At 72.2% G+C, this 25,137-nt stretch carries 23 protein-coding genes; 12 read left to right on the forward strand and 11 right to left on the reverse strand.

Annotation, left to right across the window (positions count from 1 at the left end):
- The first annotated feature begins 37 nt into the window (after positions 1–37).
- Genes hisF through NQZ70_RS36300 form a run of 3 tightly spaced genes read left to right on the forward strand, consistent with a single transcriptional unit; the run spans position 38 to position 3,681 of the window.
- The gene (gene hisF / locus NQZ70_RS36290) at positions 38–850 is read left to right on the forward strand and encodes an imidazole glycerol phosphate synthase subunit HisF (RefSeq protein ID WP_129578319.1); all 813 of its coding nucleotides are present in this window, start codon (positions 38–40) and stop codon (positions 848–850) included.
- On the forward strand, positions 847–3,264 hold the full coding sequence (locus tag NQZ70_RS36295) for a hypothetical protein (RefSeq protein ID WP_129578320.1): 2,418 nt from the start codon (positions 847–849) through the stop codon (positions 3,262–3,264). The genes hisF and NQZ70_RS36295 overlap by 4 nt, the downstream gene beginning before the upstream one ends.
- A 33-nt stretch (positions 3,265–3,297) precedes the next feature.
- Positions 3,298–3,681, forward strand: coding sequence for a TerB family tellurite resistance protein (locus NQZ70_RS36300; RefSeq protein WP_129578321.1), 384 nt, complete (start codon positions 3,298–3,300; stop codon positions 3,679–3,681).
- A 193-nt stretch (positions 3,682–3,874) separates the two neighbouring features.
- On the opposite strand, the gene NQZ70_RS36305 is transcribed toward NQZ70_RS36300, so the two are convergent.
- Together NQZ70_RS36305 and NQZ70_RS36310 are read right to left on the reverse strand one after the other, a co-directional pair.
- On the reverse strand, positions 3,875–4,501 hold the full coding sequence (locus tag NQZ70_RS36305) for a JAB domain-containing protein (protein ID WP_129578322.1): 627 nt from the start codon (positions 4,499–4,501) through the stop codon (positions 3,875–3,877).
- Positions 4,498–5,214 (reverse strand): sigma-70 family RNA polymerase sigma factor, encoded by a 717-nt coding sequence (locus tag NQZ70_RS36310; protein ID WP_237244353.1) that lies wholly within the window; start codon positions 5,212–5,214, stop codon positions 4,498–4,500. Before NQZ70_RS36310 ends, NQZ70_RS36305 begins: the two co-directional genes overlap by 4 nt.
- A gap of 98 nt (positions 5,215–5,312) precedes the next feature.
- Here NQZ70_RS36310 and NQZ70_RS36315 point away from each other — a divergent pair, with 98 nt between their 5' ends.
- Positions 5,313–5,594, forward strand: a complete 282-nt coding sequence (locus NQZ70_RS36315; RefSeq protein WP_129578323.1) for a helix-turn-helix domain-containing protein — start codon at positions 5,313–5,315, stop codon at positions 5,592–5,594.
- 369 nt (positions 5,595–5,963) lie between these two features.
- Here NQZ70_RS36315 and NQZ70_RS36320 read toward each other — a convergent pair whose 3' ends face one another.
- Positions 5,964–6,344 carry a site-specific integrase gene (locus NQZ70_RS36320; protein WP_269467623.1) on the reverse strand — a complete coding sequence of 127 codons (381 nt, stop codon included), beginning with the start codon at positions 6,342–6,344 and terminating at the stop codon, positions 5,964–5,966.
- A gap of 200 nt (positions 6,345–6,544) precedes the next feature.
- Between NQZ70_RS36320 and NQZ70_RS36325 the strand changes: the two genes are divergently transcribed.
- The 4 genes from NQZ70_RS36325 to NQZ70_RS36340 all read left to right on the forward strand — a co-directional run bounded on the left by NQZ70_RS36325 (position 6,545) and on the right by NQZ70_RS36340 (position 10,446).
- Positions 6,545–7,789, forward strand: coding sequence for a hypothetical protein (locus NQZ70_RS36325; RefSeq protein ID WP_207217582.1), 1,245 nt, complete (start codon positions 6,545–6,547; stop codon positions 7,787–7,789).
- A gap of 261 nt (positions 7,790–8,050) precedes the next feature.
- Positions 8,051–8,524, forward strand: coding sequence for a hypothetical protein (locus NQZ70_RS36330; RefSeq protein ID WP_020739862.1), 474 nt, complete (start codon positions 8,051–8,053; stop codon positions 8,522–8,524).
- The gene (locus NQZ70_RS36335) at positions 8,521–9,168 is read left to right on the forward strand and encodes a hypothetical protein (RefSeq protein ID WP_129578325.1); all 648 of its coding nucleotides are present in this window, start codon (positions 8,521–8,523) and stop codon (positions 9,166–9,168) included. The genes NQZ70_RS36330 and NQZ70_RS36335 overlap by 4 nt, the downstream gene beginning before the upstream one ends.
- Before the next feature lie 210 nt (positions 9,169–9,378).
- Positions 9,379–10,446: a hypothetical protein gene (locus NQZ70_RS36340; protein ID WP_165374344.1), complete on the forward strand. Its 1,068-nt coding sequence runs from the start codon at positions 9,379–9,381 to the stop codon at positions 10,444–10,446.
- Positions 10,447–10,725: 279 nt separating this feature from the next.
- Here NQZ70_RS36340 and NQZ70_RS36345 read toward each other — a convergent pair whose 3' ends face one another.
- Positions 10,726–11,592, reverse strand: a complete 867-nt coding sequence (locus tag NQZ70_RS36345; RefSeq protein ID WP_129578327.1) for a hypothetical protein — start codon at positions 11,590–11,592, stop codon at positions 10,726–10,728.
- A gap of 1,169 nt (positions 11,593–12,761) precedes the next feature.
- Here NQZ70_RS36345 and NQZ70_RS36350 point away from each other — a divergent pair.
- On the forward strand, positions 12,762–13,217 hold the full coding sequence (locus NQZ70_RS36350) for a hypothetical protein (protein ID WP_129578328.1): 456 nt from the start codon (positions 12,762–12,764) through the stop codon (positions 13,215–13,217).
- A gap of 280 nt (positions 13,218–13,497) precedes the next feature.
- Positions 13,498–14,097 (forward strand): hypothetical protein, encoded by a 600-nt coding sequence (locus tag NQZ70_RS36355; RefSeq protein WP_207217583.1) that lies wholly within the window; start codon positions 13,498–13,500, stop codon positions 14,095–14,097.
- 10 nt (positions 14,098–14,107) lie between these two features.
- Here NQZ70_RS36355 and NQZ70_RS36360 read toward each other — a convergent pair whose 3' ends face one another.
- Both NQZ70_RS36360 and NQZ70_RS36365 read right to left on the reverse strand, forming a co-directional pair.
- Positions 14,108–14,755, reverse strand: a complete 648-nt coding sequence (locus tag NQZ70_RS36360) for a hypothetical protein (protein ID WP_129578330.1) — start codon at positions 14,753–14,755, stop codon at positions 14,108–14,110.
- 11 nt (positions 14,756–14,766) lie between these two features.
- Positions 14,767–15,444 (reverse strand): hypothetical protein, encoded by a 678-nt coding sequence (locus tag NQZ70_RS36365; protein WP_129578331.1) that lies wholly within the window; start codon positions 15,442–15,444, stop codon positions 14,767–14,769.
- 736 nt (positions 15,445–16,180) lie between these two features.
- Between NQZ70_RS36365 and NQZ70_RS36370 the strand changes: the two genes are divergently transcribed.
- Positions 16,181–16,384 carry a hypothetical protein gene (locus NQZ70_RS36370; RefSeq protein ID WP_129578332.1) on the forward strand — a complete coding sequence of 68 codons (204 nt, stop codon included), beginning with the start codon at positions 16,181–16,183 and terminating at the stop codon, positions 16,382–16,384.
- On the opposite strand, the gene NQZ70_RS36375 is transcribed toward NQZ70_RS36370, so the two are convergent.
- From NQZ70_RS36375 to NQZ70_RS36395, 5 genes are all read right to left on the reverse strand, one after another.
- The gene (locus NQZ70_RS36375; protein WP_129578333.1) at positions 16,385–17,314 is read right to left on the reverse strand and encodes a xanthine dehydrogenase family protein subunit M; all 930 of its coding nucleotides are present in this window, start codon (positions 17,312–17,314) and stop codon (positions 16,385–16,387) included. It lies immediately after the preceding gene.
- Complete coding sequence (locus tag NQZ70_RS36380; RefSeq protein WP_129578334.1) at positions 17,311–17,793, reverse strand: (2Fe-2S)-binding protein; 483 nt, start codon at positions 17,791–17,793, stop codon at positions 17,311–17,313. Before NQZ70_RS36380 ends, NQZ70_RS36375 begins: the two co-directional genes overlap by 4 nt.
- On the reverse strand, positions 17,790–20,123 hold the full coding sequence (locus tag NQZ70_RS36385) for a xanthine dehydrogenase family protein molybdopterin-binding subunit (protein WP_129578335.1): 2,334 nt from the start codon (positions 20,121–20,123) through the stop codon (positions 17,790–17,792). Before NQZ70_RS36385 ends, NQZ70_RS36380 begins: the two co-directional genes overlap by 4 nt.
- 114 nt (positions 20,124–20,237) lie before the next feature.
- Positions 20,238–20,876 (reverse strand): NTP transferase domain-containing protein, encoded by a 639-nt coding sequence (locus tag NQZ70_RS36390; RefSeq protein WP_129578336.1) that lies wholly within the window; start codon positions 20,874–20,876, stop codon positions 20,238–20,240.
- Positions 20,873–21,826 (reverse strand): XdhC family protein, encoded by a 954-nt coding sequence (locus NQZ70_RS36395; RefSeq protein WP_129578337.1) that lies wholly within the window; start codon positions 21,824–21,826, stop codon positions 20,873–20,875. Before NQZ70_RS36395 ends, NQZ70_RS36390 begins: the two co-directional genes overlap by 4 nt.
- A gap of 188 nt (positions 21,827–22,014) precedes the next feature.
- On the opposite strand from NQZ70_RS36395, the gene NQZ70_RS36400 reads away from it, so the two are divergent.
- Positions 22,015–23,931 (forward strand): HEAT repeat domain-containing protein, encoded by a 1,917-nt coding sequence (locus tag NQZ70_RS36400; RefSeq protein WP_165374345.1) that lies wholly within the window; start codon positions 22,015–22,017, stop codon positions 23,929–23,931.
- The last annotated feature ends 1,206 nt before the right edge of the window (positions 23,932–25,137 follow it).

Consider the following 25,137-nt stretch of genomic DNA (forward strand, 5'->3'; position numbering starts at 1 on the left):
GTTGGCCCGCGGCCGGAAGGTACGCTAACGCGGACGTATGCTCGCGAAGCGCATCATCCCGTGCCTCGACGTCAAGGACGGCCGCGTCGTGAAGGGCGTCCGCTTTGTGGGGCTGCGGGACGCCGGCGATCCCGTCGAGGCCGCCCGCCGCTATGACGCCGAGGGCGCGGACGAGATCACGTTCCTCGACATCACCGCGTCGCACGAGAAGCGCGGCATCATCCTGGACGTCGTGGCGCGCACGGCGGACGTGCTGTTCACCCCGCTGACGGTCGGCGGGGGCGTCAAGTCCGAGCAGGACATCGAGGCGCTCCTCCACGCCGGGGCCGACAAGGTGGCGATCAACACCGCCGCCGTGAATGATCCCGACCTCGTGCGGCGCGCCGCGGACCGGTGGGGCACGCAGGCGATCGTGGTGGCGATCGACGCGCGCCGGATCCCGGATCCCTCGCGCGTGGCCTGGACGGTGGTGACCCACGGCGGCCGGCGGGATACGGGGCGCGACGCGGTCGCGTGGGCCGAGGAGATCGCGCGGGCGGGCGCCGGCGAGCTGCTCGTCACGAGCATGGACCGCGACGGCACGCGGGACGGGTACGACCTCCTGCTGACGTCCGCCATCGCGCGGGCCGTGCCGGTCCCGGTGATCGCCTCGGGCGGCGTGGGGAACCTGGATCACCTGCGCGCCGGCCTCGTGGAGGGCGGCGCCGACGCCGCGCTCGCCGCGTCGATCTTCCACGACGGCGAGTACACGATCGGCGAGGCGAAGGCGTACCTCGAGGCGGCGGGGGTGCCGGTCAGGCCGGCGCGCGCGGGCGGATCGAGCGGCGCGGCGGCGCGGGGGCTCTCGTGAGCGCCTGCGTCACGCTGGAGGAGGTGCTCGCGGCGGCGCACGCGCGGTGCGCGTCGCTGGTGCCGGAGACCTCGGGCTACCTCGCGCTGGCGGTCGGCGACGCGACGTCGCGGCTGCCGCTGCGGCTGGACGATCGCGCGGTGCTGCTCACGACCGAGGGCACGGTCACGGTGCGCTCGCGCGGCGAGCCGGTGGCGCCCGCCGAGGCGGCGCGGCTGCTGCGCGATCTGCTCGCGCGGCTGCTCTCCGCGTCGGCCGGGAGCATGCCGAACCTCGCGGCGACGGCGCGCCCGCGCCCCGCGTCCGAGCAGGACCCGGACGCGGTGGCGCGGGAGCTCGAGGCCGCGCTGATCCCGGTGAACCGCAACGCGGCCCGGCGCGCGCTGGCGCGGCTCGCCCGCGAGACGCTGCGCGCCAAGGAGGCCGGCCGGCTGAGACGCGCGCGGGCGGAGGTCCAGGCGAGGCCGGCGGCCCAGGGGGCGAGCGACGGGGTGCAGCCGCCGCCCGCGCCACCGGCGCGCGCGCCGCGCGAAGAGGCAGCGGTCGCGGCGCGCGAGCCGGCCGCCGTGACGGCGCGCGACGAGGCCGCCGAGGTCGCGCCGCCGGCGCCGGCGCCGGCGATCGTGGAGCTCACCCTCAGCCCGGGGCCGGTCGCGCCTGCGATCGTGGAGCTCACCCTCAGCCCCGGGCTGGTCGCGTGCGAGACCGCGGGGCGTTCGCTTTCCCCCGCGATCGCGGGCGAGGTCGCTGGGACCGCCGCCGTCGAGCGGTCACCCGAGCGCGCCGCAGGCGCCGACGAGCATGCCGGGGCGCCCGCGCCTTCCACCCACGCCGCCGCGCAGACCGACGCGGTCGAGCCTCCCGCACACGCCGCCGCGCAAGCGGAGGCTTTTCCGGAGCCTACGCCGACCGTCGTGCAGGCGGTCGTCGAGGTCGAGGCGGACGGAGCGCCGGCCGAGATCCCGTTGATCCCGGAGCTCATCGAGCCAGTGCGGTCGATCGCGCCCGTGGCGCCGATCGCGTCGAGCTCGCCGATCGCGCCGGCGGTGGAAGCGGTTGCGCCTGCCGAGGCGCGCGCCGTCGTCGCCTCCTCGCCGGTCGTCTGCGGCGCCTCGGCGTACGGGGAGGCGCTCACGGGCCCGGAGGGGATCGAGGTGTTCCTCGTCGACTTCTCCCCTGCCCCTGCCGTCGTCGAGCCGCCTCCCCGGGAGCCCACGCCCACCGAGTCGATCCTCGTCGAGCTCTCGCCGGATCCGGCCGGCGTCGTCCCGCTCTCGCAGGAGCCGACGCCGACCGTGGCCACGGCCGTCTGGGCCGAGATGGTGGCGGCCGAAGGCGCCGTGGCGGCCCCTCCGGCGGAGGCGACCGCCGACGTGACCGACGTCCCGCCGGAGGCGGTCGAGACCGCGCGCGCGCCCGACGTCCCGCCGGAGGCGGTCGAGACCGCGCGCGCGCCCGCCATTCATTACAAGGTCGAGGAGGCAGCAGCTCTCCAGGTCACCCCGGCGTACGGCGGCTGGCCGCTCGTCCATCGGGAGCACCTCGGCGGCCTGCCCGTGGGTCCTCGAGCGGCGGCCGCGTCGGTCGAAGAGACGCCGGCGGCGCGGCACACGCTGCCTTGGCCGCTTCCGGCGCCGCGCAGCGACGACGCTCTGCCCGCGCCGGCCTCCGCGCCGCTGGCGGCTCCTGCCCTGCCGGCCGAGGCATCGCTCGCGGTGGAGGCCGTGGCCCCGGTGTCGGCGCCCGACGTCTTGCCGCCCACGCACGCAGCTTCCGCCGATCCGCCCGCGCACGCGGCGCCGGCCGACCCGCCCGCGCACGCAGCTTCCGCCGATCCGCCCGCGGACGCGGCGCCGGCGGAGGAGCCGTGCCCGGCGGGCCTCGGTCCCATCGACGCCATCGTGTGGAGCGCCTCGCGGCGGTCCCCGAGCGCGCGCCCCCCGGCGGACGGCGCCGGCGCTTCCCGGGTCGACGAGCTCGTCGCGCGCTTCGTGGCGCAGTCGGAGCACAGCGCGCAGCGCCGCGCCGCGCGCAGCATGAAGGCGCTCGCCGGCCTCGACCTCACCCTCACGCCGCCGCCGGTCGCATCCCTCTCCGCGAGCGCCGCGCTCGCCCTCCCGGGCGCGCGCCCGCCGCTCTCCGGGGCGAGCCGTCCCATTCCGTCCGAGCGCGCCGCGCCCGCAGCCGAGCCGCTCGCGCTGGACGAGGACAGCAGGCCGCCCTCGCCCGTGGTGACCCCGCGCCGGAGAGGCCTGTCCTTGTGGCTCGCGCTCGTCGCGCTGGCCCTGCTCTGCGCCGGGCTCGCCGGGACGCTGCGGCCCGAGCTCTTCGCCTCGATCGCCGGGCCGCTCGCGCGCGGCGTGCTCCACCTCGTGCCGCACGCGGAGGCGAGGACGCCGCCCCCTCGCGATTGACGTTGCCCCGGAGGAGCGACGACACTCGTCGCCATGCAAGAGCAGAGCATGGCGATCGTGAAGTCGCTCGTGAGCGTGGCGTGGGCGGACGGCGAGTTCCACGACGCCGAGCGCGAGATGGTGGAGGGGCTGATCGCGGCGTTCGAGGCGAACGAGGATCAGGCCAAGGAGATCCGCGCCTACGCCACCGAGCGGAGGACCCTGGACGACGTGCCCCTCGGCGAGCTCGGCGGCGACGACCGCCGCACGCTGCTCCAGCACGCGGTGCTGCTCACCTTCGTCGACGGCGAGCAGCACGACGCCGAGAAGCAGTACATCGCCGCGCTGTGCAAGAAGCTCGAGATCCCCGAGGCCGAGTCCGAGCAGATCATCCAGGCAGCCGAGGCCCGCGCCCGGCGCCTCCTGACCTTGCTCTGACGTGGCCGGAGCGGCGCCCGCGCGCTGCGGGCCTCGCCGCGACCCGCGTTCCCATGGTGAGCTCGTTCCGCCGACCCAGACGGCGGGCTGGCCGAGCTCGGGCGCGAGCTCTGCGCTCCTCTCGCGCATCGACGCCACCCGCTCCCCTCGGCAGGAGCTCAGGCGAGGCTGGCGCGCTTGCGGCCCGCGATGGCTACTCCAGGACGGCGGCGTATCGCCCGCTGGGCGTGACGATGACGTGGGCCTGGAGCGGGACGTTCAGCTCATGGGAAAGGTGGCGCAGCTCGTGGGTCATCGCATGGTCCTCTCCGGTCGGCGTCGGATCGCCGCTCGGGTGGTTGTGGGCCAGGACGAAGCTGACGGCTGCCATGTCCAGCGCAGCGCGCAGGATGGTCGCGCGGCCCGCGTAGACGGCGTCGTCGACACCGCGGGCGAGCATGCGCGTCTCGCGCACGCGGCCGTGGCTGTCGAGCGACGCGATCCAGAGCTCCTCGTGGACGAGGGGAGCGAGCTTCGGGCCGAAGTAACGCGCCACGCGCGCGGCGTCGGTGAGGAGCGCGCCTCGGCGAGCGCGCGCGGCGTGAGCGCGGCGGCCGAGCTCGAAGGCCGCGGCGAGCCGGGTGGCGTCCAGGAGCGCGATCTGGGTTCGCTCGGCGAGCGCCGCGGGAGAGAGACGACCGAGGGACGGGAGGGCGGCCGTGCCGAGGATGCGCGGCCCCACGGCCGGGATGCCGAGCACCATCTCGATCAGGCCGGCCTCGGTCGCGGTCGGGATCTCGGCCGCCGTCTCGGCGGGCGCGTCGACGGTGGCGCTGGTCATCGCGGCCACCTCCGCCGGCGTGTGAGGGCTCGGGCGAAGAGACGCCGCGCGAGGCGGAGCCGCGTGGCGACGGTCGGCCTCGGGATCGCGAGCGCTTCGGCGATCTCGCGCATCGTGAGACCGGAGGCGGTGAGCGCCAGGACGTCGCGCAGCTCCGCGCGGAGGTGGTGGAAGGCGCGGAGCAGCCCGCGCGCCATGAGTCGCGGCTCCGGAGAGTGCGCAGCGAACGCCGCGAGCCGGTGAGGCTCGACCGCGGCCACCTCGTAGCGGCGGTACGCCTTGTCGCGGTAGTGCGAAGCCTGCCGCGAGGCGACCGCCGCCAGCCAGGCGCGCAGGGCGTCGCCCGGCGGCTGATCGGGCGACGGCCGGAAGCGGCCGGCGCGCATGCTGCGAAAGGCGCCGAGCACGGTCTCCTGCGTGACGTCGTCGAGATCCGCGGCGCGAACGCCGCGGGCGCGCAGCGTGCTCCGGATGAGCGGGCGGTGCTCGAGAAGCGCCGTGGCTTCGAGATAGACGGCGGGGTGAGACGACGCGTGACGGGGCTCGGGCGGGCGACCGAGCCGGCCGCGAGCCGTGGAGCGCGGGCGGCGGCGTGAGGGCGGATCGATCTCTTGGCCCTGTTCGGGGCGTGGACGTACTCTTTCCATGTCGGACCTCGGTTTGGCGGGGTTCGGCCACGCTGCCCGGACGGTTGGCGCCGTCGCGGGCAGCACTTGCTTGTGGAGAGCTTACGTGGTGCAGAGGGACCCAGCAATCCAAATGTGCCATATGGGGCAGTATTCCAGATCGGACGAGCGCCGATTCCTTCGCCATGCCTGATGCGCGGTTGGAGGAGGTGCTCCGCTTCATCGGGGCTAACGTTCGCCGGATCCGCGAGAAGCGCGGCATGACGCAGCAAGAGCTCGCCGACGCGGCTGGGATCGCCCTCCGCTTCCTCCAAAAGGTCGAGCACGCCCAGAGCAACGTCGGGGTGGCGGTCCTTGTGAGGCTGGCCGACGTGCTCGGCGTCCGACTCGGCGTGCTGTTCCGCCAGCGGGAGCTACCGCCGGTGAAGCGGGGCCGGCCACGCAAGGCACGACTCCGCGAGCCGTGATCCCGAACGTTGGGCAAGCGCTTCGAGGCCGCTGCGGAACGAGGCGGCGCCCACGTCACCACGTGCGTGGCGGGCGGCATCGCCCATGGCACGCCGACGCCCAGATCCTGGGCCGCTCGCCTGGTTCGGGACGGAGCTGCCCCGGTGGGCGTGACGATGACGGGATCGGCGAGGGGGATGCCCGTTGCGAGCGCGCGGCGTGGACGCCGCGGCCGAGCTCGAGTCGTCCGGTGTGGAGCCCGCACGAACACGCGCTGGCCTCCCTCGACAAGGCGAGGCAGCCGTCAGGTACGCTACCTTTCCACGATGAGTGGGGCCGGGACGACGGGGTGGGGTCGGAGCTCAAGGCGCTCCCCGCTGACGCGGCGGTCAGCGGCCAAGGGGGCTGACGACGCCGAGAGGGCCGCGGTCGACTATGTGGGTGTCGATCATCGTGGTCCGCCCATCGTCGTGGCCGAGCAGCGTCTGGATCGTCCTGATGTCGAGCCGCGAGAGGACCGAGGGGAGGTGCTCCGGCCGGCGTGCCCGTTCGAGCGCTTCGAGCCGGGGTATCTGCAGGTCGAGAACCCGCTTGTAAAGGAAGAGGCGCGCGCACAGCGCTTGGTTCTGCGTGGATGCCGCGGGGCGGCGTGCGACCGCAAGCTCGTCAAGGAAGGCCGTGACCTCTTCCGCGCCCAGCTGCCGTGGGGGCTTGCCGCTGTGGAAGCGGACGGGTACCCAGCCGTCGGCGCGAATCTTGCGCGACGACACGCCGTCGCCGTCCGAGACCTAGCAACGGGAATACGTAGATACGCAGCGGCGGCCTATCTCCGCAATCCCGCAGATAGGCTGCGGAAGGTCGCGGTCTATCTGCGGAATTGCGGAGATAGGCCATGATGGGCCGCGACTTATCCTCGGGAATATGGAGATAGGGTGCCACGGTTCGCGGCCTACATGCGAAATGCGTGGACATGTCGTGCATCACAGCCAATTGCGACGTTATACTGAGCAGAAACCTCACGAACGACACGGGCAAACGGATGACGCATCCTTACGACCCTCCGGCGGATGACACATGGCCCCTTCGAGAGCGAATACTCGCTGGCTATAACTTCGTGCCCCTCCTGCAGGAGAACTTCGTCCCCGAGCACATAACGAGCTACTATCCTGCGACAGCAGCGCAGGTTGAAACAATCCTGCAGGAGTTCGTTACCGAGGACCTGGCAGATACCACGATGCAGCACGGGGGAATGCGTCTCTATGGCGCCACTCCAAAGGGATGGCGCGCACGCGAGCAGATTCTCCTTACCCGGGGACTTCGGCACCCAGCTCTCGTCAGTCAGCTTGACCACACGCTAGAGGATCTCATGCTTGCTTTGGCGATGGCCCCCACTATCCATAATTCCAAGCGGACAGGCACCTTCGGCGAGGCCGAGGCCATTGCCCCCGAAGAGCTGCTCGTGTACTTGCGGGAATATTCCGAGGACGCCATCCGTGCAACCTTCGAGGAGTTGCCGAGGCACCCTCGCGGCTTCTTCGCAGGTGCTACGAAGATATATCGTGGCAGTACGACGCATCCGGCGATCGCCCTGACAAAGCTCGGAAGACATTACTACGATTCAGAAATATCCCTTCGACTCGGCCTGGCGCCCAACACCAGCATCCTTGAGTTCGACACGCGCACGCACTTAGACGTGTTTTGGGCTTGGCAGTCGGAGTTCCGAGACTCGCGCAACATCTTCAAGGATGCGCTTAAGGAGACTATCCGCCGAATCAATCGTAATCGCCGACCTGTTCCTCCGCTCAGGCTGATTGAGGCGAGCGAACCGGGGGACGGCGCCATTCGAATTGATGTCGAGATTCAAAACAAGATCCGGCGTGCCGAGCTTTTCGTCGGGGACTTGACCGCGGTGTATCAGTACGACGGAAGGCTGCGTGTCAACGAGAACGTTCTCGTCGAAGTCGGATACGCGCTTGCAAGCAAGGACCCGGCGCAGATACTTCTGCTCGCCCTCGCTCGGGATACAGTTCCAGGACCCAATGCCGGGCCGTCGTCGCGAGCGTTCGACATTGCGCATGTTCACCGGATCGAGTTCAAGAGCGACGCGAAACCGGCGGATGTCAGAAATCGCATTCAAGCAGAGCTTGAGGCGGCGTTGACGAAACGAGGTCATGTACGACAGGCAACAAGTGTTCAAGGCAGGGCGGCAACATGAAGAGCCAGTATAACTCACGGGTGGTGCAGACGGTCGCGCTCCGCGCGCCCGCAGCACACCCGAGCGTTCGGCCGGCTGGTCCCTGTCACCGGCCGGCGAGCGTACCCCTCGGCGACGCTCTCGCGCCCAACGTCGCCCGGGGCAGACGGGCGGGGGCGGCGCGTCCTACGGAAGCCGTACCGCCGTCCCGCTCAGGCGCCGGCCGACAGGTGCAAGGGCTAGGTTGACCTGCATCCCCGGACCTGAGAGAATACCCGGTACATGAACGTCCAGGCTCATCCGACCACGATCATCGCCGTCGATCCGGAATCCCGGCAGCGCAGCATGATCGTTGAGATCCATCCAGAGATCGGCGGTGAAGCGCCAGACCGAGTTATCGGCGCGTTCGAGCGGCGGATGTTCGACAGGAATGTGCGCGTGGGGCTGATCGTCACGCCTGCCTGGACGTACGTGGTTCGGGACTTACTCAAGTCGATGAGCTTCGACGACAACGAGTTCGATGTAAGCAAGGTTGAGACTCCTCTGCTGCTGCAAGCCGCCACGCTCGGTCCTCCTAAGACCGGCGGTGCGTTTTCGCGCCAAGTCCTGACGTGGCTTGAAGCCATCGCCGGTGCATGGAGCAGCTTCCTTCCGTCGGAAGCCGTCCCGGCAATGGTTCCGGAGGTCATCGGCAACCTAGCCCAGGCTCACTTCGAGCAGTGGGACGACGTTCTCGAGGCGGGAGACGCGGCGTGAGCGCATCTGTTCCGATCGTCTACGTCGAGGCCAATTGGGTTGTCGCATTCGTCGTTGCTCATGATGACGCGCACAAATCGTCCATGCGCCTGCTTGAGCAGGCCAAGAATGGTGACTGCGAGCTCCGGATCCCCCGAGCGGCGGTTCTTGAGAGCAGGGGCGCGGTCGCCAATGCTATCCGTCGGTTCTATAAGCCCTTCGAGGAGGTTCGAAACGCCGTCGCGAAGGCATATCGCAACGGCGTGGCCGAGCTTAACCATATCGAAGCGTCCATGAACGCCCCTGCCGTTCGCGCTTACATGACGCTGGATACCGAACAGCGTAGGCAGGCTCTCCTTCGAGACACTGCCATTAACATCTTCAGCGATCCGTTGCCGGAGCTCGCCATGATGGATAAGTTGAGCTCACTTGTGCGAATGGGCGGCGTTGACCTGAAGGATTTCTACATCTTGACATCAATACTCAACGATCGAAGCGAGGCGTCGCGCTCAGGGCGCCAGGCGATGTTCTTTTCGACGAACAAGGAGGAGTTCGAGCCCGACAAGAAGATCGATCGTGCCACCTATGAAGCCTATCGCCTGGTGTGGCGGCGGGATTTTGAACTGGTTGGCGGCTTGAAGGACTGGGCTGACGCTTTTCCGTAGGGTGCGGCCGAACAAGGGCTTGCACCCGGCGCGCTTCGCGCGCGGGTGAAGCCCCGAACGTTCGACGCCAGAGCGCATAGCCGATGGTTGTTGTCGCCCAACACCTGATGCGGGGCGGGAACGCCGCGGGGCAAAGCACGTCGTCGCCGATGTCACCGCGCCACGCCACGAAGTCGCCGGCGGGCGACGGTCGTGGTAGCGCTGCTCCTGATGGCGAAGGGCATACGCACGGCGGCGACGCGCAAGGTTCGATCCTCGCAGCGACAGCGGCGTGTTCGCGTCTACACCGCCTGGCACCCGGTGCTCGTCGCGCTCCTGGAGCACGTGCTCCCCGAGGGCTGGTACCAGTGCATCTCGGAGTTCCAGCTCGCCCGCGAGCCCCTCCGCGTCGACATCGTCATCCTCCGTCGCAGCCGTCGCGGAGCCCCACCCAGGCCGCGCCTGCTCACGAGCGTGGTGGGCGAGCTGGCCGAGCACACGCTCGTGCACTTCAAGGGGCCGACCGACGAGCTCGAGCGCGACGACGCGCGCATGCTCCTCGCGTATGCGCTCCAGTACCTCGTGGTCGCCGAGATCGAAGCTCCCGCCGCGGTCGCCCTTCGCGTGCTCGCGCCCAGCCTCACCCCGCGCTTCACCGAGGCGCTGATGTCGCTCGGCTGCACGCTCACACCGACCGGGCCGGGCACGCACGAGGGGCGGCTCGGTGTCTTCCCGCTGCGGGTGGTGGAGACGGTGCCCGCCAACGCTCGCGAGGGCGAGCATCTGCTGTACACTGTGACCCCTGGGATGGTCGCCGACCCCGGCGGCATCCCGGCGCTCTCCCCGGCGGAGGTCGCGGTGTTCTGGGCGCTCCTGGAGCATGTCGAGCAAGTTCGGCACCCCCTCCCGGGGCAGAGGAAGCGGCACATGAAGGACGAAAAGCGGGTCGTCGAGAGCTTCGAGCAGGCGCTGGCACGCCTCGTTGCGCGGCTGCCGCCCGAGCAGCGCCTCGCGGGGCTCGCCCCCGAGCAGGTGCTGCAGGCGTACGCGCCCGAGCAGCGCCTCGCGGGGCTCGCCCCGGAGCAGGTGCTGCAGGCGTACGCGCCCGAGCAGCGCCTCGCCGGGCTCACCGAGGCGCAGGCGGTGCTCGCGTTGCCGGACGCGATGCTTCGTGCGTTGTCGGAGGAGTACCTCGCGACGCTGCCCCGCCAAACACAAGCGGCGATTCGGAAGCGCCTCGGGGCGGCATCGGGGCGGCAGCCCGCGCGCCGACGAAAGACGCGCAGCCCTTCGAGATGACGACGGGAGAACGCAAGCCGCGGTGGTGGTCGCGTGATTCGTTCTTCCTGACCGGGCGCCGAACAAGCCAATGCGGCTGCCGGTTCGGGCAACCGCGCTTCGCGCGGCAGCCCGCCCCGCAGCAGATTGGCGAGGCGTTCGGCCCGCGCCCGCCACGGGCGACGAGGAGACGGCCGTGGCGGAGCGCGACCGGCTGGGCGAGGCGCTCCTGCCGGAATGACGGAGGGGTTACGGCGGGTCCGCAGCGCTAGCGCGCCGCGTTCTCGATCCGGCGCGGCTTCAGACCGGCGCGCCTGTCGGCTCGACCGGCGGAGGCTCGGGCGGCGCCGGCTCGTCCGGCGCGGCGGCGGTGCCCCGGCGCTTCGGGCGGAGCCGCCGCAGGGCGTTGCGGAACGAGGCGGCGCTGAAGCGGCGCTTGCCCTCGGGGATGTCCCAGCAGGCGTTGACGCCGGCGGCGCGCGCCTCGTGCCCGAGCAGCGTGGCGTAGGTCACGATGGAGTTGCGGAGCACCATCGCCTCTTCCCGGTTGCGCAGGCCGAGGATGCCGAGCAGGTCGCGGCCGCTCACCTCGTCGAGCAAGGCGCTGCCTTCGCGCAGGAACTCCTCGGTGAGGCCGACGGGCGACAGGCGGGTCTGGTGCTGCTCAGCGAGCCGGAGCAGCATGGCGAGGTCGCTGGTCTCCTCGGTGAGCGTGCCGCTCGTGTTGACGTCGGCGAACTGGTCGGCGACGTCCGGCTCGAACGCGAACGCCTGGTCGGCGAACGCCTTGAGCCGCGCGCGCCACGGCCGGCTCGCCTTGATCACCTGGTCGACGGGCCGCACCTGGTAAGCGCCGGTGCGCTTGCCCTCGCCGAACCAGAGGTTCGCCGTGTCGAGGAGCTGGATGGCGGCGCGGAGCAGCGCGCGGCGCTCGGGGCCGTAGGCCTTGCTCGCGAGCGGCGCCTCGTACTGGACGACGGACAGGTAGAGGTCCCGGAGCTCCGTGAGGGTGGTCGAGATGGGTTGGCTCGGCTCCATGACCTCGCGGACGATGCGGTCCATCTCGGGGCGCGCGGTATCGAGGAGGGTCCGGAACGCCGCGGGGGTGGCGACCGCGCGGGTCTCCTTCAGGACGGCGTGCTGCTCTTGCGACAATTCGATTCCCATGAACCTACCACCATTGGGGTGGCGAGCGGGCAGACGTAGCACGACGGCAGAGCTCGCAGCGCTCCAGACGTGCTCCGCCGATCCGGAGAGCACGATTGCGTCTCCGCGGCGCTGCGCCAGCGCGCCCGGGGGGCGCCCCTGCGCACCGGCGCGTGGGCCCAGCGGGCCGGGAGCGCGGCCAGCGCCGCCGAGACGGCCGGGAATCGTGTCAGCAGGTCCGAGGAGCCGTACCAGCACGTTCGAGGAGCCGTACCAGCACGTTCGAGGAGCCGTACCAGCACGTTCGAGGAGCCGTACCAGCACGTTCGAGGAGCCGTACCAGCAGGTCCGAGGAGCCGTACCAGCACGTTCGAGGAGCCGTACCAGCAGGTCCGAGGAGCCGTACCAGCACGTTCGAGGAGCCGTACCAGCACGTTCGAGGAGCCGTACCAGCGGGTGCAGGCAGGCATCCCGGGGCTGCTGGGGGAGTCCCCGGGAGGTGCTGGCAGGGAGCCGCGACGTGCTGGCAGCCCACCGGCCGATGCTGGGCACGGCGCGGCACGGCGCGGGCGTCACGCGCAGCGGTGCGCACGACGGCGGAGTGGACGCAGGCGTGCGAAGCGGTCAGCGCCGAGGCGCCGTACCGGCCGCCGCTCGTGACACCGAAGCCGCGTGGGACGGAACCGGATCGCGTCGCCGTGGCGCTCGACGACGGCGCTCTTGAGTTTGTCCGGGCGGGGCGGCGAAGAGTCCCCATCGGGTGCAGCAAGGCGAACAACGCACGATTCTATCTGGACGAAATCCTTGGGGCGAGCGGCTGTGGTGCCCGGCGTCCGTCTGCGCTCCACAGACTGCGGGGCGTAGAGCGCCGCTGCCGAGCGCGTGGCGACCGACGCACCGGCGCGCGACGACGCGAGCTCGTCCCGACATGTGCGCCGGCCGCGACGGCGATGTCGTTGAGGAGTTCGACGACACCTGTCGCAAACGTTGCGGCGGCCGAGCCATTAGTTTATGTCTGGGAGGAGCCTTCCTCGGGTGGCCGGCGCTTGTCGGACGCGTCGAGAGGCCCTTCGCGACGCACGCCAAGCTCCAGAGTGCCGTCCCCTCGAGGAGATCTTCACATGAGGCGCCATGAATTGAGGAGCTGGGTGCCTGCCTGCCGCACCCGGACGGCGGTTCGAACGGCACCGATGGTCATCGCCGCTGCTGTCGCGGCGCTCGCTCTCGCAGGCTGCACGTTCGGCGATGCCCCGCAGAGAGCTCAGCCCGTCGTCGGGAACTGGTTCGATCAGAACTGCATCCCCGCGGAGTGCTTGTTCGAATGTTGTCAGGGGTGGAATTATAATAGAGATCCGCTCCTCCGCGGAAGAAGATGGTATGGTCCTCAGTGCGAGAAAATCCGGAAAAAGAGCGCTGCTTATTCGGAGTACGTTTATTTGATGTTACTGGAGCAGAATTGGTGCACTGAGGATTTTACCTACTTCGAGTCGGGGTACTGCGCGGTCGTTAATCCCCCCGACGTCATCAAAGAGTTCGGGCCCGATGGACAGCCCGTGTATGCGAGATTGAGCTTCTTGGTCTGCCCGCCGCGGGGACAGCCAGCGGCGCACCCCATGGAGGATGTGGAGCTCATCCCCGAGGAGTGAGGGTGGTAGTGATGGTCCTGCCTGCGCGCATCCTCGCGACCGTCATTATCGTCGTCTCCGCCTTTGTCCGCCCCTCGAAGGTGTTCGCTCACGCGGGCCCCTGCGCGGCCCCCGAGCCCTTCAACGGGTTCTGGGGCGTTGGGCAGTTCCAAGTGAGACAACGCGTGGCGGGAATTCCGCTCCTCGCCATGACGCGCTTTTCGTACAGGCAGATACGATACTCTCCCTGCGCCGGCGGGATGCCCGTGCTCCCTCTCGGGATCGGCGAAGCAGCATTGGCGTGGGGGTCCCTGTCTTCGACAACCGGCGCGGCGGGTGGCTTCTGCAAATGACCGCCAAGGGGCAGGGCTCGCAGAGGCCGAGCGAACCCGTGAGCGGTGTCATCACCAGCGCACCCGCCACCGCGGGTCACATAAACCTTTGGGAGACCGCGCTGCCGTTGATCCAGCTCACGGGGGCGGCGTCGGCGGCCATCATGCCGCAGCCCTCGGACGTTCCCCTGTCGATTGCGTATCTCGGCGGCGTGCGGTTCTACGCTCTTCATGGCAAGCGCGCGCAAGCGAACTTGGGGTTCATGGTCGGCGGCAAGAATGGTGTCGTCAGCGCCGTTCCCTCGCTCGCGGTCCGGGGCAGCGACCTGGCGATATGGGGTCATAAAGTCGCGATGGGATTAGAGCTCCGCTCACCCATCGAGTTCTCTGGCGGCCCGATACCCGTTCGTTGGCGGCTCTGGGGTGCCTTGACCTTCGCGCTCGACAAGCTGGACGATGGGAGGAGCGACCACGCGCGCGACACGCAAACGCCCTGGTCTTCCTCCGACCTGGTCGGTTCACCCATCGAAGCCCCACCCACCCAGACGGTCTGGGAGATGACGTTATGAACGCGTTCGTTCATTCGGGAGACAGTCCGAATCTTTTGCGGCACCTGCGGAATGTCTCTTGCACATTACGTATCAAGTCGTCCCTTGTCCTCAATGCGCGGTTTTGCTCTGACTGTGCGACTCTAAATTTTTCTTCTTGCGTTAGCTCGTCTTCGTCCAGATGCGCTGAAAAGTCGTCGAAGGTTGTGCATTTTTCGACACTATTGACGAGAAACTCTCCAACCCCCGCCTCGTCCACGCATGATGCGCTGTATGTCAAGACGAACAGCAGGTTGCTGTGATCTGTAATGGTGCCGCAAACGTAGGCATTGGACAAGGTCTCTCGGACTCTGCATTCTTCTACCTCTTTTTGCAGTGCCTCGACCTTGGCGACGGCTTTCTCCACCCCGGCGTCGTCCGTTTCTCCCGGAGGAGCCGTCGCCGTGGCCGGCGGGATGGCTGTGGCTCTCGCGCGCGCTTTCACTGCGCGTCGGCATGCAGCGAGCTCCCGCTTCACCTCAGCATCAGGGATCGACGCCGCGCTCTTTTCCATGGCCGGAGGTCTGCGCTCCCGCGTCGCCCAGCCGACCAGCACGCCACCACCAAAGACGAGGCCGAGCACGGCTACCGCGATAAGGAGACGAACTACGAGGCCAGCGCTCTTGAGGCGTTCGCTCATGTGTCAATCTCCTAAGGCTTCGGTGCCTGCTTCGGCATCGGAGGGAGCTTCGGGGGCGTCTCCGTGCACGTCCAGACGAACTCTTTCAGGCTGCGGAGCAGCTCTTCTTCCGTGAGCGTCTCACGAATCCGGATCGCTTCCGCGACGAGGCTCGACTCTTCCTTCGTGAGGTCGCCCAAGCGAAAATCCGCGGGAATGTCCGAGAGCGCCGCGCAGCTCTCGAAGTTCTGCTCGATGAGATCGGCAGACCTAGACTTCGGCCCGCACATCAACCCGTCCTTCGGTAAAGCCATCAGCGCCCTGAACTGACGAGCCGCGGCGCTGCAAACCTCCGCGTTGACCAGGATTTCGCTCTTCCTGCACCGTTTCAGCTCCACCTCGAGCTCCTCGACGGTGGCTGCTTTCTCGGGAGCGTCTTGTTGCCCTTCCCCCGGAGGAGCATCGGCGGCCGAGGCGATCGCTTGCGGCTCCGAACGACCTGCCAGTTTTTCTTGACAACCAGCGAGCTCTCTCCGGTCCATCCGCGTCGAGCGATCCGAAGTAGGCTCCTCTCTCTTCTCCGCCGCCGGTGGCCTCCGGTCCAGGATCGATCTGCCGACCAGCACGCCGGAGCCAAAGGCAGGGACGAGCAAAACCGTCGCGGCCAGAACACGAATGGCGAGCCCCGTCTTCTTGGCGCTCTCCGTCATGAGTCGCGCGTCCGCCCCCCGAGCTCGTCCCGGCCCGCGTCGTCGATGAGCTCGTCGCAGTTCGCAGGAGGTCTCGGTTCCGGCATGGAAACGAGGGTACACCCAGGTGCCGATACGAATCGAGCGCGTCGCGCTCACGCGCGCCGTCGAGGGTCCGGAGCTCCGAAACAGCCTCAGGGCCGCGCGCCCCGCAGGCCGGCGTCTCCATGTCGGCCCTCCTCGCAATGCGACGTGAGCGCCGGCGGGGGGCTGTGCGCGGCGGCGCGCGGGTGGGCGCGATCGAGCACCGAACGAGGTGCCATAAGCTCTCAGGGGACTCTACGTCTCAGGCGCGCCTTGTGTGGCGCGCGACGAGACGTCTCAGAAGGCATGGCCCGAAGTGAGACATGCCGGGTGGTGTTGCATGCGCAAGCTCCCCGGCCCCCGTCTTGGCCGATGGCCGAGCGCCCACCCGCGCGCCGCCGCGCACAGCCCCCCGCCGGCGCGCGGCTCGGCGCACCCGCCCGGGCTTGGTCCCGCCCGGCTCGGATCCCTCCGCGGCGCCTCAGGTGCCCGGAACGAACCGGCCGCCACGTCGAGGTCGTCCCTTCGCTCGTTCTGGACACCCCCGGAGCCCCGGCATCCACGCTTCGAACCTTCCGCGCGATGTTGCAGCGCCGTCGCGCGCGCGTCGCCCCTTCAGCGCATCCTCCCGCCGCTCGGGCCGCCCCGGAGCGTTCGTCGTCGAGGAGTGCTCATGAATTACGACATCGGCATGATCTGTCAGGCCTGCGGCTGCGTCACCATTTTCCAGGCCGGCACCAACACCCCGCGGCGGTGCGCCCGCTGCGACGACGTGGACATGGATCCTTCGCCCGCGCCGCCGTCGCGCGAGCGGCCGGCGCGGTCTGGCGGGCGCAGCCGACGGCCCGAGGCCGCGCAGCTCGACGGGATGGAGTGATCAGACCGGCGCGCCGAGCTGCCGGAGGAGCTCTCGCACCACCCCGCGAGCGCAGTGCTCCCGGTAGGCCCGCGTCGAGCGCACGTCGTCGATGGGCGAGATGTCCTGCCCCACCGCGGCGTCGACCTCCGCCGCGGTGAGCTCGCCGAGCGGGCGCGAGAGGCACAGCGCGCGCACGGTCGGCAGGAGCGCCGTCGTGGGCGCGACCGACGCCATCCCCAGCCCGAGCCGCGCGAGCCGCCCGGATCGCACCTCGGCCACCCCCGCGAGCGCGACCTTCGAGATCGCCTGCGCCCGGCGCGCGCCGACCTTCCGCCAGTACCAGGGCGATCCGCGCTCCGGCAGCGCGATCTCCACGGCCACGATCACCTCGTCCGGCGCGCGCGACGTGCGCTTGTAGCCCGTCTGCAGGGCGCTCATCGGGATGCGCCGCTCGCCCCGCACGCTCTGCACCACGACGGTCGCGTCGTAGGCGGCGAGCGCGGCGACGCCGTCGGCCGCCGGCGACGCCGTGGCCAGGTTGCCGCCGAGCGTCCCGCGCGCCTGGATCTGCACCGCGCCCACGTCGCGGCTCATCCGCGCGAGGAGCGGCGCCCGCTCCACGATCGCGTCGCTCCGGCGCATCTCGAGGTAGGTCGTCGCGGCGCCCACCCGGAGCGTGTCGCCGTGCGTGTCGCGGTAGATCGAGATGCCGCGCAGGTCCGAGAGCCGGGACACGTCGACGACGAGCGGCGGCGCCGCCGGGCCGGCGCCCCCCGGGGCGGGCGCGCCGAGCGGCGGCCGGAGCTCCTGCTCGACGACCCAGTCGGTGCCGCCGGCCAGGAGCGCGACCGCCGCGCCGCGCGCGGCCTGCTCCGCCACGAGCTCGCACAGGGCGCCGAGCCCCGACACGCGCCGCATCTCGAACAGCCCGAGATCCGCGATGCTCACGGCGCCTCCCCTCCCCCGCCGCGACGAAGCGCCGCCGCGGCGCGGACGCTCTCGACGATCCGCTGGTAACCGGTGCAGCGGCAGAGGTTGCCCGCGAGCGCCTCGCGCACCTCGAGCTCCGACGGATCCGGGTTCCGCGCGAGCAGCGCCTCGGCGGAGATGAGCATGCCGGGCGTGCAGATCCCGCACTGCGCGCCGCCCTCCTCGATGAAGCAGCGCTGCAGCGGCGACAGGTGCCCGGCGGCCCCGAGGCCCTCGACCGTCGTCACGCGCCGCCCCTCGCACTGCCCGATCGCGACGAGGCACGCGTTCACGGGATCGCCGTCGATCAGCACCGTGCACGCGCCGCACTCGCCCTCCGCGCACCCCTCCTTCGTGCCCGTGAGCCCGAGCGGCCCCCGGAGCGCGTCGAGCAGCCGCGAGAGCGGTGGCAGGTCGACCTCGCGCGGCGAGCCGTTCACGACGAGCGATACCTTCATGTGCGCTCCCCTCCCCCCGCGGCCGGCCGCGGCGCCGCGGCGCCGCGCGCCGCCTCGAACAGGCGCTCCGGCGTGAGCGGCAGCGCCCACGCGGCGATCCCCGTCGCGTGCTCGACCGCCGCGGCGATCGCGGGCGCGCCGCCGTCCATCGGCATCTCGCCGATGCCCTTGGCCCCGCCGCCCGGACCGAACGGGAACGGCGCCTCGACGAGGTCGACATGGAACGGCGGCGCGTCGAGCGACGTCGGGATGATGTAGTTGGTCATCCGCGGGTTCCTGATCTTGCCGCCCTGCCAGACGATCTCCTCGGAGAGCGCCCAGCCGATCGCCTGGAGGCTGCCGCCCTCGATCTGCCCCTTGCACATCACCGGGTGGATCGCCTTGCCCACGTCGGCGGCCGACCAGAAGTCGACCACCGTCACCTCGAAGGTGTCGAGGTCCACCTCGACCTCGGCCACGTCGCACGCCCAGCCGAAGCACGGGTACGCGTCGCCCTTGTAGGCCTCGTCGTCCCAGCGCACGTAGCCCGGCGGCTCGTACTGCTTCAGCGACGTCACCTGCCCCTCGCGGGCGAGCAGCAGGTCGGCCGCCTCCTCGAAGCTCGGCGCCGCCGCGCCCGCGCGCCCCTCCTCCGCGGCACGCTGCCGCGCCGCCTCCTGCTCCGCGCGCACGCGGCCCGCGAGCTCGCGCGCCGCCGCCTCGAGGATCGAGCCGACCACCATGACGGTGCGCGACGCCACCGTGGGGCCCGAGTCGGGCACCGTCGTCGTGCACGGCACCGCGAACTCGACCCGGTCGAGCGGCAGCCCCGCCGCGTCCGCGGCGATCTGCCGGAACACGGTCTCCGTCCCCTGGCCGATGTCCGTCGACGCCGTGCGGATGCGGAGGCGCCCGCCGGGCGCGAGATCCAGCGCGACCTTGCCCTTGAGGTAGCGCTCGCCCGACCCGGTGAACCCCGCGCCGTGCATGAACACGGAGAGCCCGATCCCGCGCGCCACGCGCCCGCGCACGACCGGGCCGGCCGCGCGCTTCTGCCGGTAGCCGCTCGCCTCGATCGCCTTCGCGATGCACTCCTCGCCCGCGACGCTCGCGTGGAGCACCTGCCCCGTCGCGGTCGAGTCGCCGGGGCGCAGCACGTTCTTCGCCTTCAGGTCGAGCGGATCGCGGCCGAGCTCCCGCGCGACGCGGTCGAGGTGCCGCTCGATCGCCCAGATCGTCTGCGGCGCGCCAAAGCCGCGGAAGGCGCCGTTCGGCGGCGTGTTCGTCGCGACGGCGGTCGCCTCGATCCACACGTCGTCCCAGCGGTACGCGCCCGAGGCGTGCAGGGCGCCGCGCGACAGGACCACCTGCGACAGCGTCGCGTACGCGCCGCCGTCCATGAGGATCCGGATCTTCAGCGCGCGGAGCGTGCCGTCGCGATCGCAGCCGCTCGTGATCTCGCACGACGCCGGGTGGCGCTTCGTCGTCGCCTCGATGTCCTCGGTCCGGTCGTAGATCATCCGCACCGGCCGGCCGCTCTTCTTCGCGAGGAGCGCCGCGTGGAGCGCGATGATCGACGGGTACTCCTCCTTGCCCCCGAAGCCGCCCCCGGTCACCGACTGGGTGATGTGGATCCGGTCGGGCGGGAGCCCGAACGCCTTCAAAAACGCCTTGTGCACGTAGAACGGGCACTGGATCGAGCCGGTCGCGTGCGCGCCCGCCTCGTCCCACCAGGCGATGACCCCCTGCGGCTCGATGTAGAGCTGCTCCTGGTGGTGCGAGGCGTACGTCCCGGTGACGACCACCTCGCAGCGCGCGATCGCCGCGTCGATGGCGGCCTCGCCGCGCTCCCGCTCGACGTCGGGGCGCCCCTTCGTGATGAGGTACCGCTTGATGACGTTGTCGGCGCCCCAGAGGATCTCCTTGCCCTCGAGCGACGCGCGCATGTCGAGCACCGGCGGCAGCGGATCGATGTCGAGCGTGACGGCCTGGACCGCCCGCGCGAGCTTCAGCCGGTCGGCGCAGCCGAGCAGGACGATCGGCTCGTAGGCGTGGTTCACCCTCCCCGCCCCGAGGATCGGCTGATCGTCCAGGATCAGCGCGACCACGTTGACCGGGACGTCCTCGGCGAGCACCACCGTGACGTCGCTCCAGTCGAACGCGGGGTCGAACCGCACCCCGCGGAGGATCCCGCGCGGCACCGGGCTCCGCACGGTGCGCCCGAAGATCTCGCCCGGCATCGCCGGGAGGTCGTCGACGTAGCGCGACGACCCCGTGACCTTGGGGGGGCCGTCGGCGCGGGGCACGCTGTTCCCCACCGCGCTCGCTGAGGCTGGAGGGCTCGTCGCCATTCTTCTGCTCCTCCTCACCGACGATAGCCCGGTCGCCCGGGCGACGTCGACCCGGCGCCGCGCGCCCCCACGCCCGGCGCGCGACGTCGGCGAGCGCCGCAGCGCCGGCTTCCGTCAGGCCAGAAAGCGCGGCGGCCCGCCGAGCACGCGGATCACGTCGACCGGGACGTTCAGGTCGTGCAGCACCCCCGGATCGTCCACCTCCTCGTCCACGCACCGGTCGCCGAGCGCCCTCAGGTGATCCCGGAGCGGCGGTGGATCCGCCTCGAGGTAGCGCTGCAGCGCCTCGGCGCGCAGCACCACCGGGTGGCCGCCGCGGCCGAGGTGCCGCGGCCGCACCGCGAGCGGCGGCGCCGCGGACGGCGCGCCCGCGTCGAGCCGGGCGAGCAGCCGCGCCACCGTCGCGGCGCTCGCGGGGGGCACGTCGACCGGCGTCACGACGACGGCGTCCGCGTCGCCGATGCGCGGCGCGGCGACGGCCAGCGAGCCCGCCGGGCCGAGGTCGTCCGGGGCGGTCCACGACACAAGGTCGATGCCCGGCCGCACGTGGGCGAGCAGCGCGTGGAAGACGGAGGTGCGCACCACCACGAGCACCCGCGCGCTCTCGGCCGCGAGGCGCGCCTCCGCGTGCGCGATCGCGAGCGGCCGCTCGGCCCCGCCCTTCTCCGCCGGGGGCCAGGCGAGGAGCGCCTTGGGCCCCCCGAGCCGCTTGCCCGCGCCCGCGGCGAGCACGATCGTGATCACGGTCTTCATCGAGCCTGCTCCTCCCCTGCCGGCGCGACCGCGGCGGGCGACGCGAACGACCACCGCGCGCGCTGTCGCCCGGAGCGCCAGGCGATGAGCTCCGCGGCGAGGGCGACGCTGATCTCGGCCGGGGAGCGCGCGCCGATGTCGAGCCCGACCGGCATCCTGACCCGCGCGACATCGCCCTCCGGCACCCCCTTCGCCTCGAGCCGCGCGCGCGTGCGCGCCGCCTTCGCCCGGCTCCCGACCCCGCCGACGTAGCCGAAGCCGCGCGCGAGCGCCCACGCGATCGCCTCCTGGTCGAGGCCGTGGTCGTGCGTCATCACGAGCGCCGCGGCCTCGCCGAGATCCCCCGGCAGGCCCGCCGTCACGTCGGGGTCGTCGTGATCGGCGAGCACGAGCCGCACCTGCTCGGCGAGCGCCGGCAGGGGCCCCTGCTGCGCGCCGTCGTGCGGCGGCGACACGCCGGCGAGCGGCGCGGACGGCAGCACGCGGGCGGGGTCGGCGGCGGCGGCGCGCGCGTCGCAGAGGGTGACGCGGAAGCCGAGCGACGCGAGGAGCGGCGCCGCGAACGCGCCCACGTGCCCGGCGCCGATCACGAGGACGTGCACCGCGGGCAGCATCGGCTCGATGAGGACCTCGACCGAGCCGCCGCAGCACATGCCGAGGCTCGGGCCCAGGCGGAAGGTCTCGAGCTTCGGGGTGGTGGCGAGCTCGTCGAGCGCGCGCCCCATGATCCCGAGCGCCGCCCGCTCGACGGCGCCGCCCCCGATCGTGCCGATCGCGGTGAGATCCTCGAACAGGCAGAGCTTCTGCCCCGGCGTCGACGGCGCCGATCCGTGCCGCGCCACCACCGAGGCGAGCACCACCCGCCGCCCCGCCTCGAGCGCGCCGAGCGCCGCGCGCAGCACGTCGTGCGGCAGCGCCGTCCGCGGGATGACCTGGCTCAGATCCGGCATGGTGGAACTCTAGCGACCCGGGGACCGAAAACGAGAGCGCCGAGAGGGCCTGCGCCGAAAGAGCTTGCCGGAACGCCGCGCTTGTCGCGAAAGTCGGGCCCGCGCGGCGAGCGGCGCAGGCGCCCCCCGGATCCCGGCCGGCGATGACCGGCGGGATCCCCAATGAAAACGTGGAGATCCGAGACCCCATGAGCTCCCCCGCCACGCCCGACCCCGACCTCCAGCGCGCCCTGTCGGACCCGGGCTTCACGCCGGGGCGCCGCCACTTCGCCGCCCTGATCGCGCTGCTCGAGGCGGCCGGCGAGCCCGCCGAGCTGGCCGAGCGGGCGCTGCGGCGCGCCGGCGCGGCCGCGCTGCCGACCGCGCTCGATCGCGCCGCCGCCGCGCCGCCGTCGCTGCGCGCGCCGCTCACCCGGCTCGTCGGCAAGCTGATGGCCGCCGCGCCGCTCGAGCCCGAGATCGCCGGGCGGGCGCGCGACTACCTGGTCGCGCGCCTCCGCGACGACGACCGCCGCACGCGCCGGATGGCGGCGGTCGCGCTCGGCAAGCCGCCCGCGGCGGACGTCGATCGGCCGCTCGTCGAGCAGGCGCTCGCCGAGGCGGCGCGCGGCGAGCGATCGCCCGACGTCCGCCGCGCGCTGATCGACGCGCTCGGCAAGGTCGGCGGCGGCGCCGCGCTCGACGTGCTGGCCGAGCTCGGCGGCGACGACGACACCGCCGGCGTGCGCGCGCGCGCCGAGCTGCTGGCCAGGAGGACCCTCACGCGCGGCGAGCCGTCGGAGATCGCCGGCGATCGCGCGCCGGAGCGCCCGGTGCGCGTGGCGGTGCGCTGCCGGCGCGGGCTCGAGGCGATCCTCGCCGAGGAGCTCGCGGCGCTCGACCGGGGCGCTCCGGGCGGGGCGCTCGTCCCCGAGCTGCGGAGCGATGCGTGCGGCGGCACGCGCGTCGAGGTGATGCTGAGCGGCCGCCTCGACGCGCTGTTCGGGGCCCGCACGATGCTGTCGTTCGCGCTGCCGCTGCCGCTGCGGAAGCTCGATCCGGGCGCCGATCTCGCCGCGGCCGTCGCCGAGCGGCTGCTCTCGCGGGAGTCGCGCGAGATCCTGGGCCGCTTCACGAACGGCGCCGTCCGCTACCGCATCGACTGGGCCGGCGGCGGCAAGCGCCGGGCCGCGGTGTTCCGCGCCGCGGCGGCGGTCGAGTCCGAGGCCCCGGAGCTCGTGAACGATCCGACCCAGAGCACGTGGGACGTCGTCGTCTACGAGGGCGCCGGCCGCGTCCGGGTCGAGCTCGCCCCGCGCCTGCCCGACCCGCGGTTCGCGTACCGCCGGGGCGACGTGCCCGCGGCGTCGCACCCGACGATCGCGGCGGCGCTCGCGCGCATCGCGGGGGCGCGCGCCGACGACGTCGTCTGGGATCCGTTCGTCGGCTCGGGCCTGGAGCTCTGCGAGCGCGCCCTGCTCGGGCCGTACCGGCGGCTCGTGGGCTCGGATCGCGATCCTCGGGCGCTCGCGGTCGCGCGGGAGAACCTCGACGCCGCGGGCGCGCGCGGCGCGGAGCTCCTCCAGCGCGACGCGCACGGCGCGCCGCCCCCGGGCGACGCCCCCACGCTGATCCTGACGAACCCGCCCCTCGGGCGGCGCGTCGAGCGCACGGGGGATCTCGAGGCCCAGCTCGAGCGCTTCGTCGAGGGCGCCGCGCGCGCGCTCGCGCCCGGCGGGAGGCTGGTGTGGATCTCGCCGTTCGCCGAGCGGACCGAGGCGACGGCGCGCCGCTCAGGCCTCCGGCCCGAGGCGCTGCAGCGCGTGGACATGGGCGGCTTCGACGCACAGATCCAGAGCTTCCACAAGGCGGAGGCCCGGCCGCAGGCGAGCCGCGGCCGAGGCGACGGCCGGCGCGGGGACCGGCTGGATCCAGCGCGGCCCGGGCGCGCCGGGCGCGGCCCCCAGCAGGCCGAGCTGCGCGGCGAACAGCATCGCCCCCGCCGCCAGGAGCAGCGCCACGATCACCGCGATGATCATCCCGAGCCGCCCCGAGCGGTCGGGCGGCGCGTCGGTGAGCATGGCGTCGTCGACCTGGCCGAAGGGCGACGGCGCCGGCGCGGCTGAGCCCTGCTGCGCCGGCGCGGCGCCCGACTGCGTCGGCGCGGCGCCCGACTGCGTCGGCGCGGCGCCCGACTGCGCCGGCGCGGCGCTCGGCTGCGCGGGGAAGGCCTTCTGCGGAGGCGGCGACGCTGGCTGCGGCGAGCCCGCCGCACGGGCGGCAGCGGCGCTCGGCTCGCGGAGCCCACCGGCGTCGGCGCCCGCGGGCGCAGGGGCGAGCGGCGACCCCGGCGCGCGATCGAGCGGCGCTCCAGCGGCGCGGCCCTTCGCCGCCGCATCGGCGAGCGCCGCTCCGGGGACAGCCGCTCCGAGGGGCGCCGCCGCGACCTGGAGCGGCACGTCGGACGTGCCCTGGGGCGCCTCCCTCGTCCGCGTCGGGACGTCGTCCTCGTCGTCGTCGTCATCGACGACCGTGGGCGCATCCAGCGTGGGCTCGTCGTGGATGCCGTCGTCGAGATCGCCGAGGAAGGGCATGTCGTCGCCCCGAGCCTGCGGCCTGGCCGGCGCGCCGAGCGCCGCGCCCGGACGCTCGCGCCCGGACAGCGCCGCGGCCGGCACCCCGAGCGCCGACGCCTCGCGAGGGCCTCCGGCCGGCGACACCGCGCCCGCCGCGGGCCGCCCGACGCCGCCCACGCGGTGCGCGACGGACGCCGTTCCTCCGAGGCGCGGGGGCGCTGCCGCGGCCGGCCCAGCCGCTCCGCGGGCGTCGAGCGACCCCTCCCGCATGAGCGTCATCTGCTCCTCGCCTTCGCCGTCATCGCCGAACGACTGGGTCAGCGGGACCGCCCCCATGCCCGCGAGCCGCCCCCGCGCGACCGGCGCGGGGCCCCGCGCTGCGGGAGCGGCCGGCGCGGCCGGCGCGGCCGGCGCGGCCGCGGCCGCCCTGGGGACAGGGGCGGCGCCCGGCCTCGGCGCCGGCGCGGCTTGGTACGCCGCGGGCGACTGCGGGCGCTCGGGCGGGAGGGGCGGCGGCGGCTGCCCAGCCGCCGCTGCCGCCGCGCGCTGCGCGATGATCTCGTCGAGCTGGCTCGAGCTCAGCGGCGCGACGCGCATCAGCGTGCGCACCTCGTCGTCGTCCTCGTCGCTCGTCGAGTCCTCGTCGTCGAGCGGGAGCAGCGTGCGCACCGCGGGGTCGGGGTGCCATTCCTCGAGGGCGCGCCGGAAGGCGGCGGCGTTCGTCGTGCGGAGGGAGCGATCGCGCTGGAACGCGTC

The sequence above is a fragment of the Sorangium sp. So ce836 genome (assembly GCF_028553905.1).
In the GTDB taxonomy this organism is placed as follows: domain Bacteria; phylum Myxococcota_A; class Polyangia; order Polyangiales; family Polyangiaceae; genus Sorangium; species Sorangium cellulosum_D.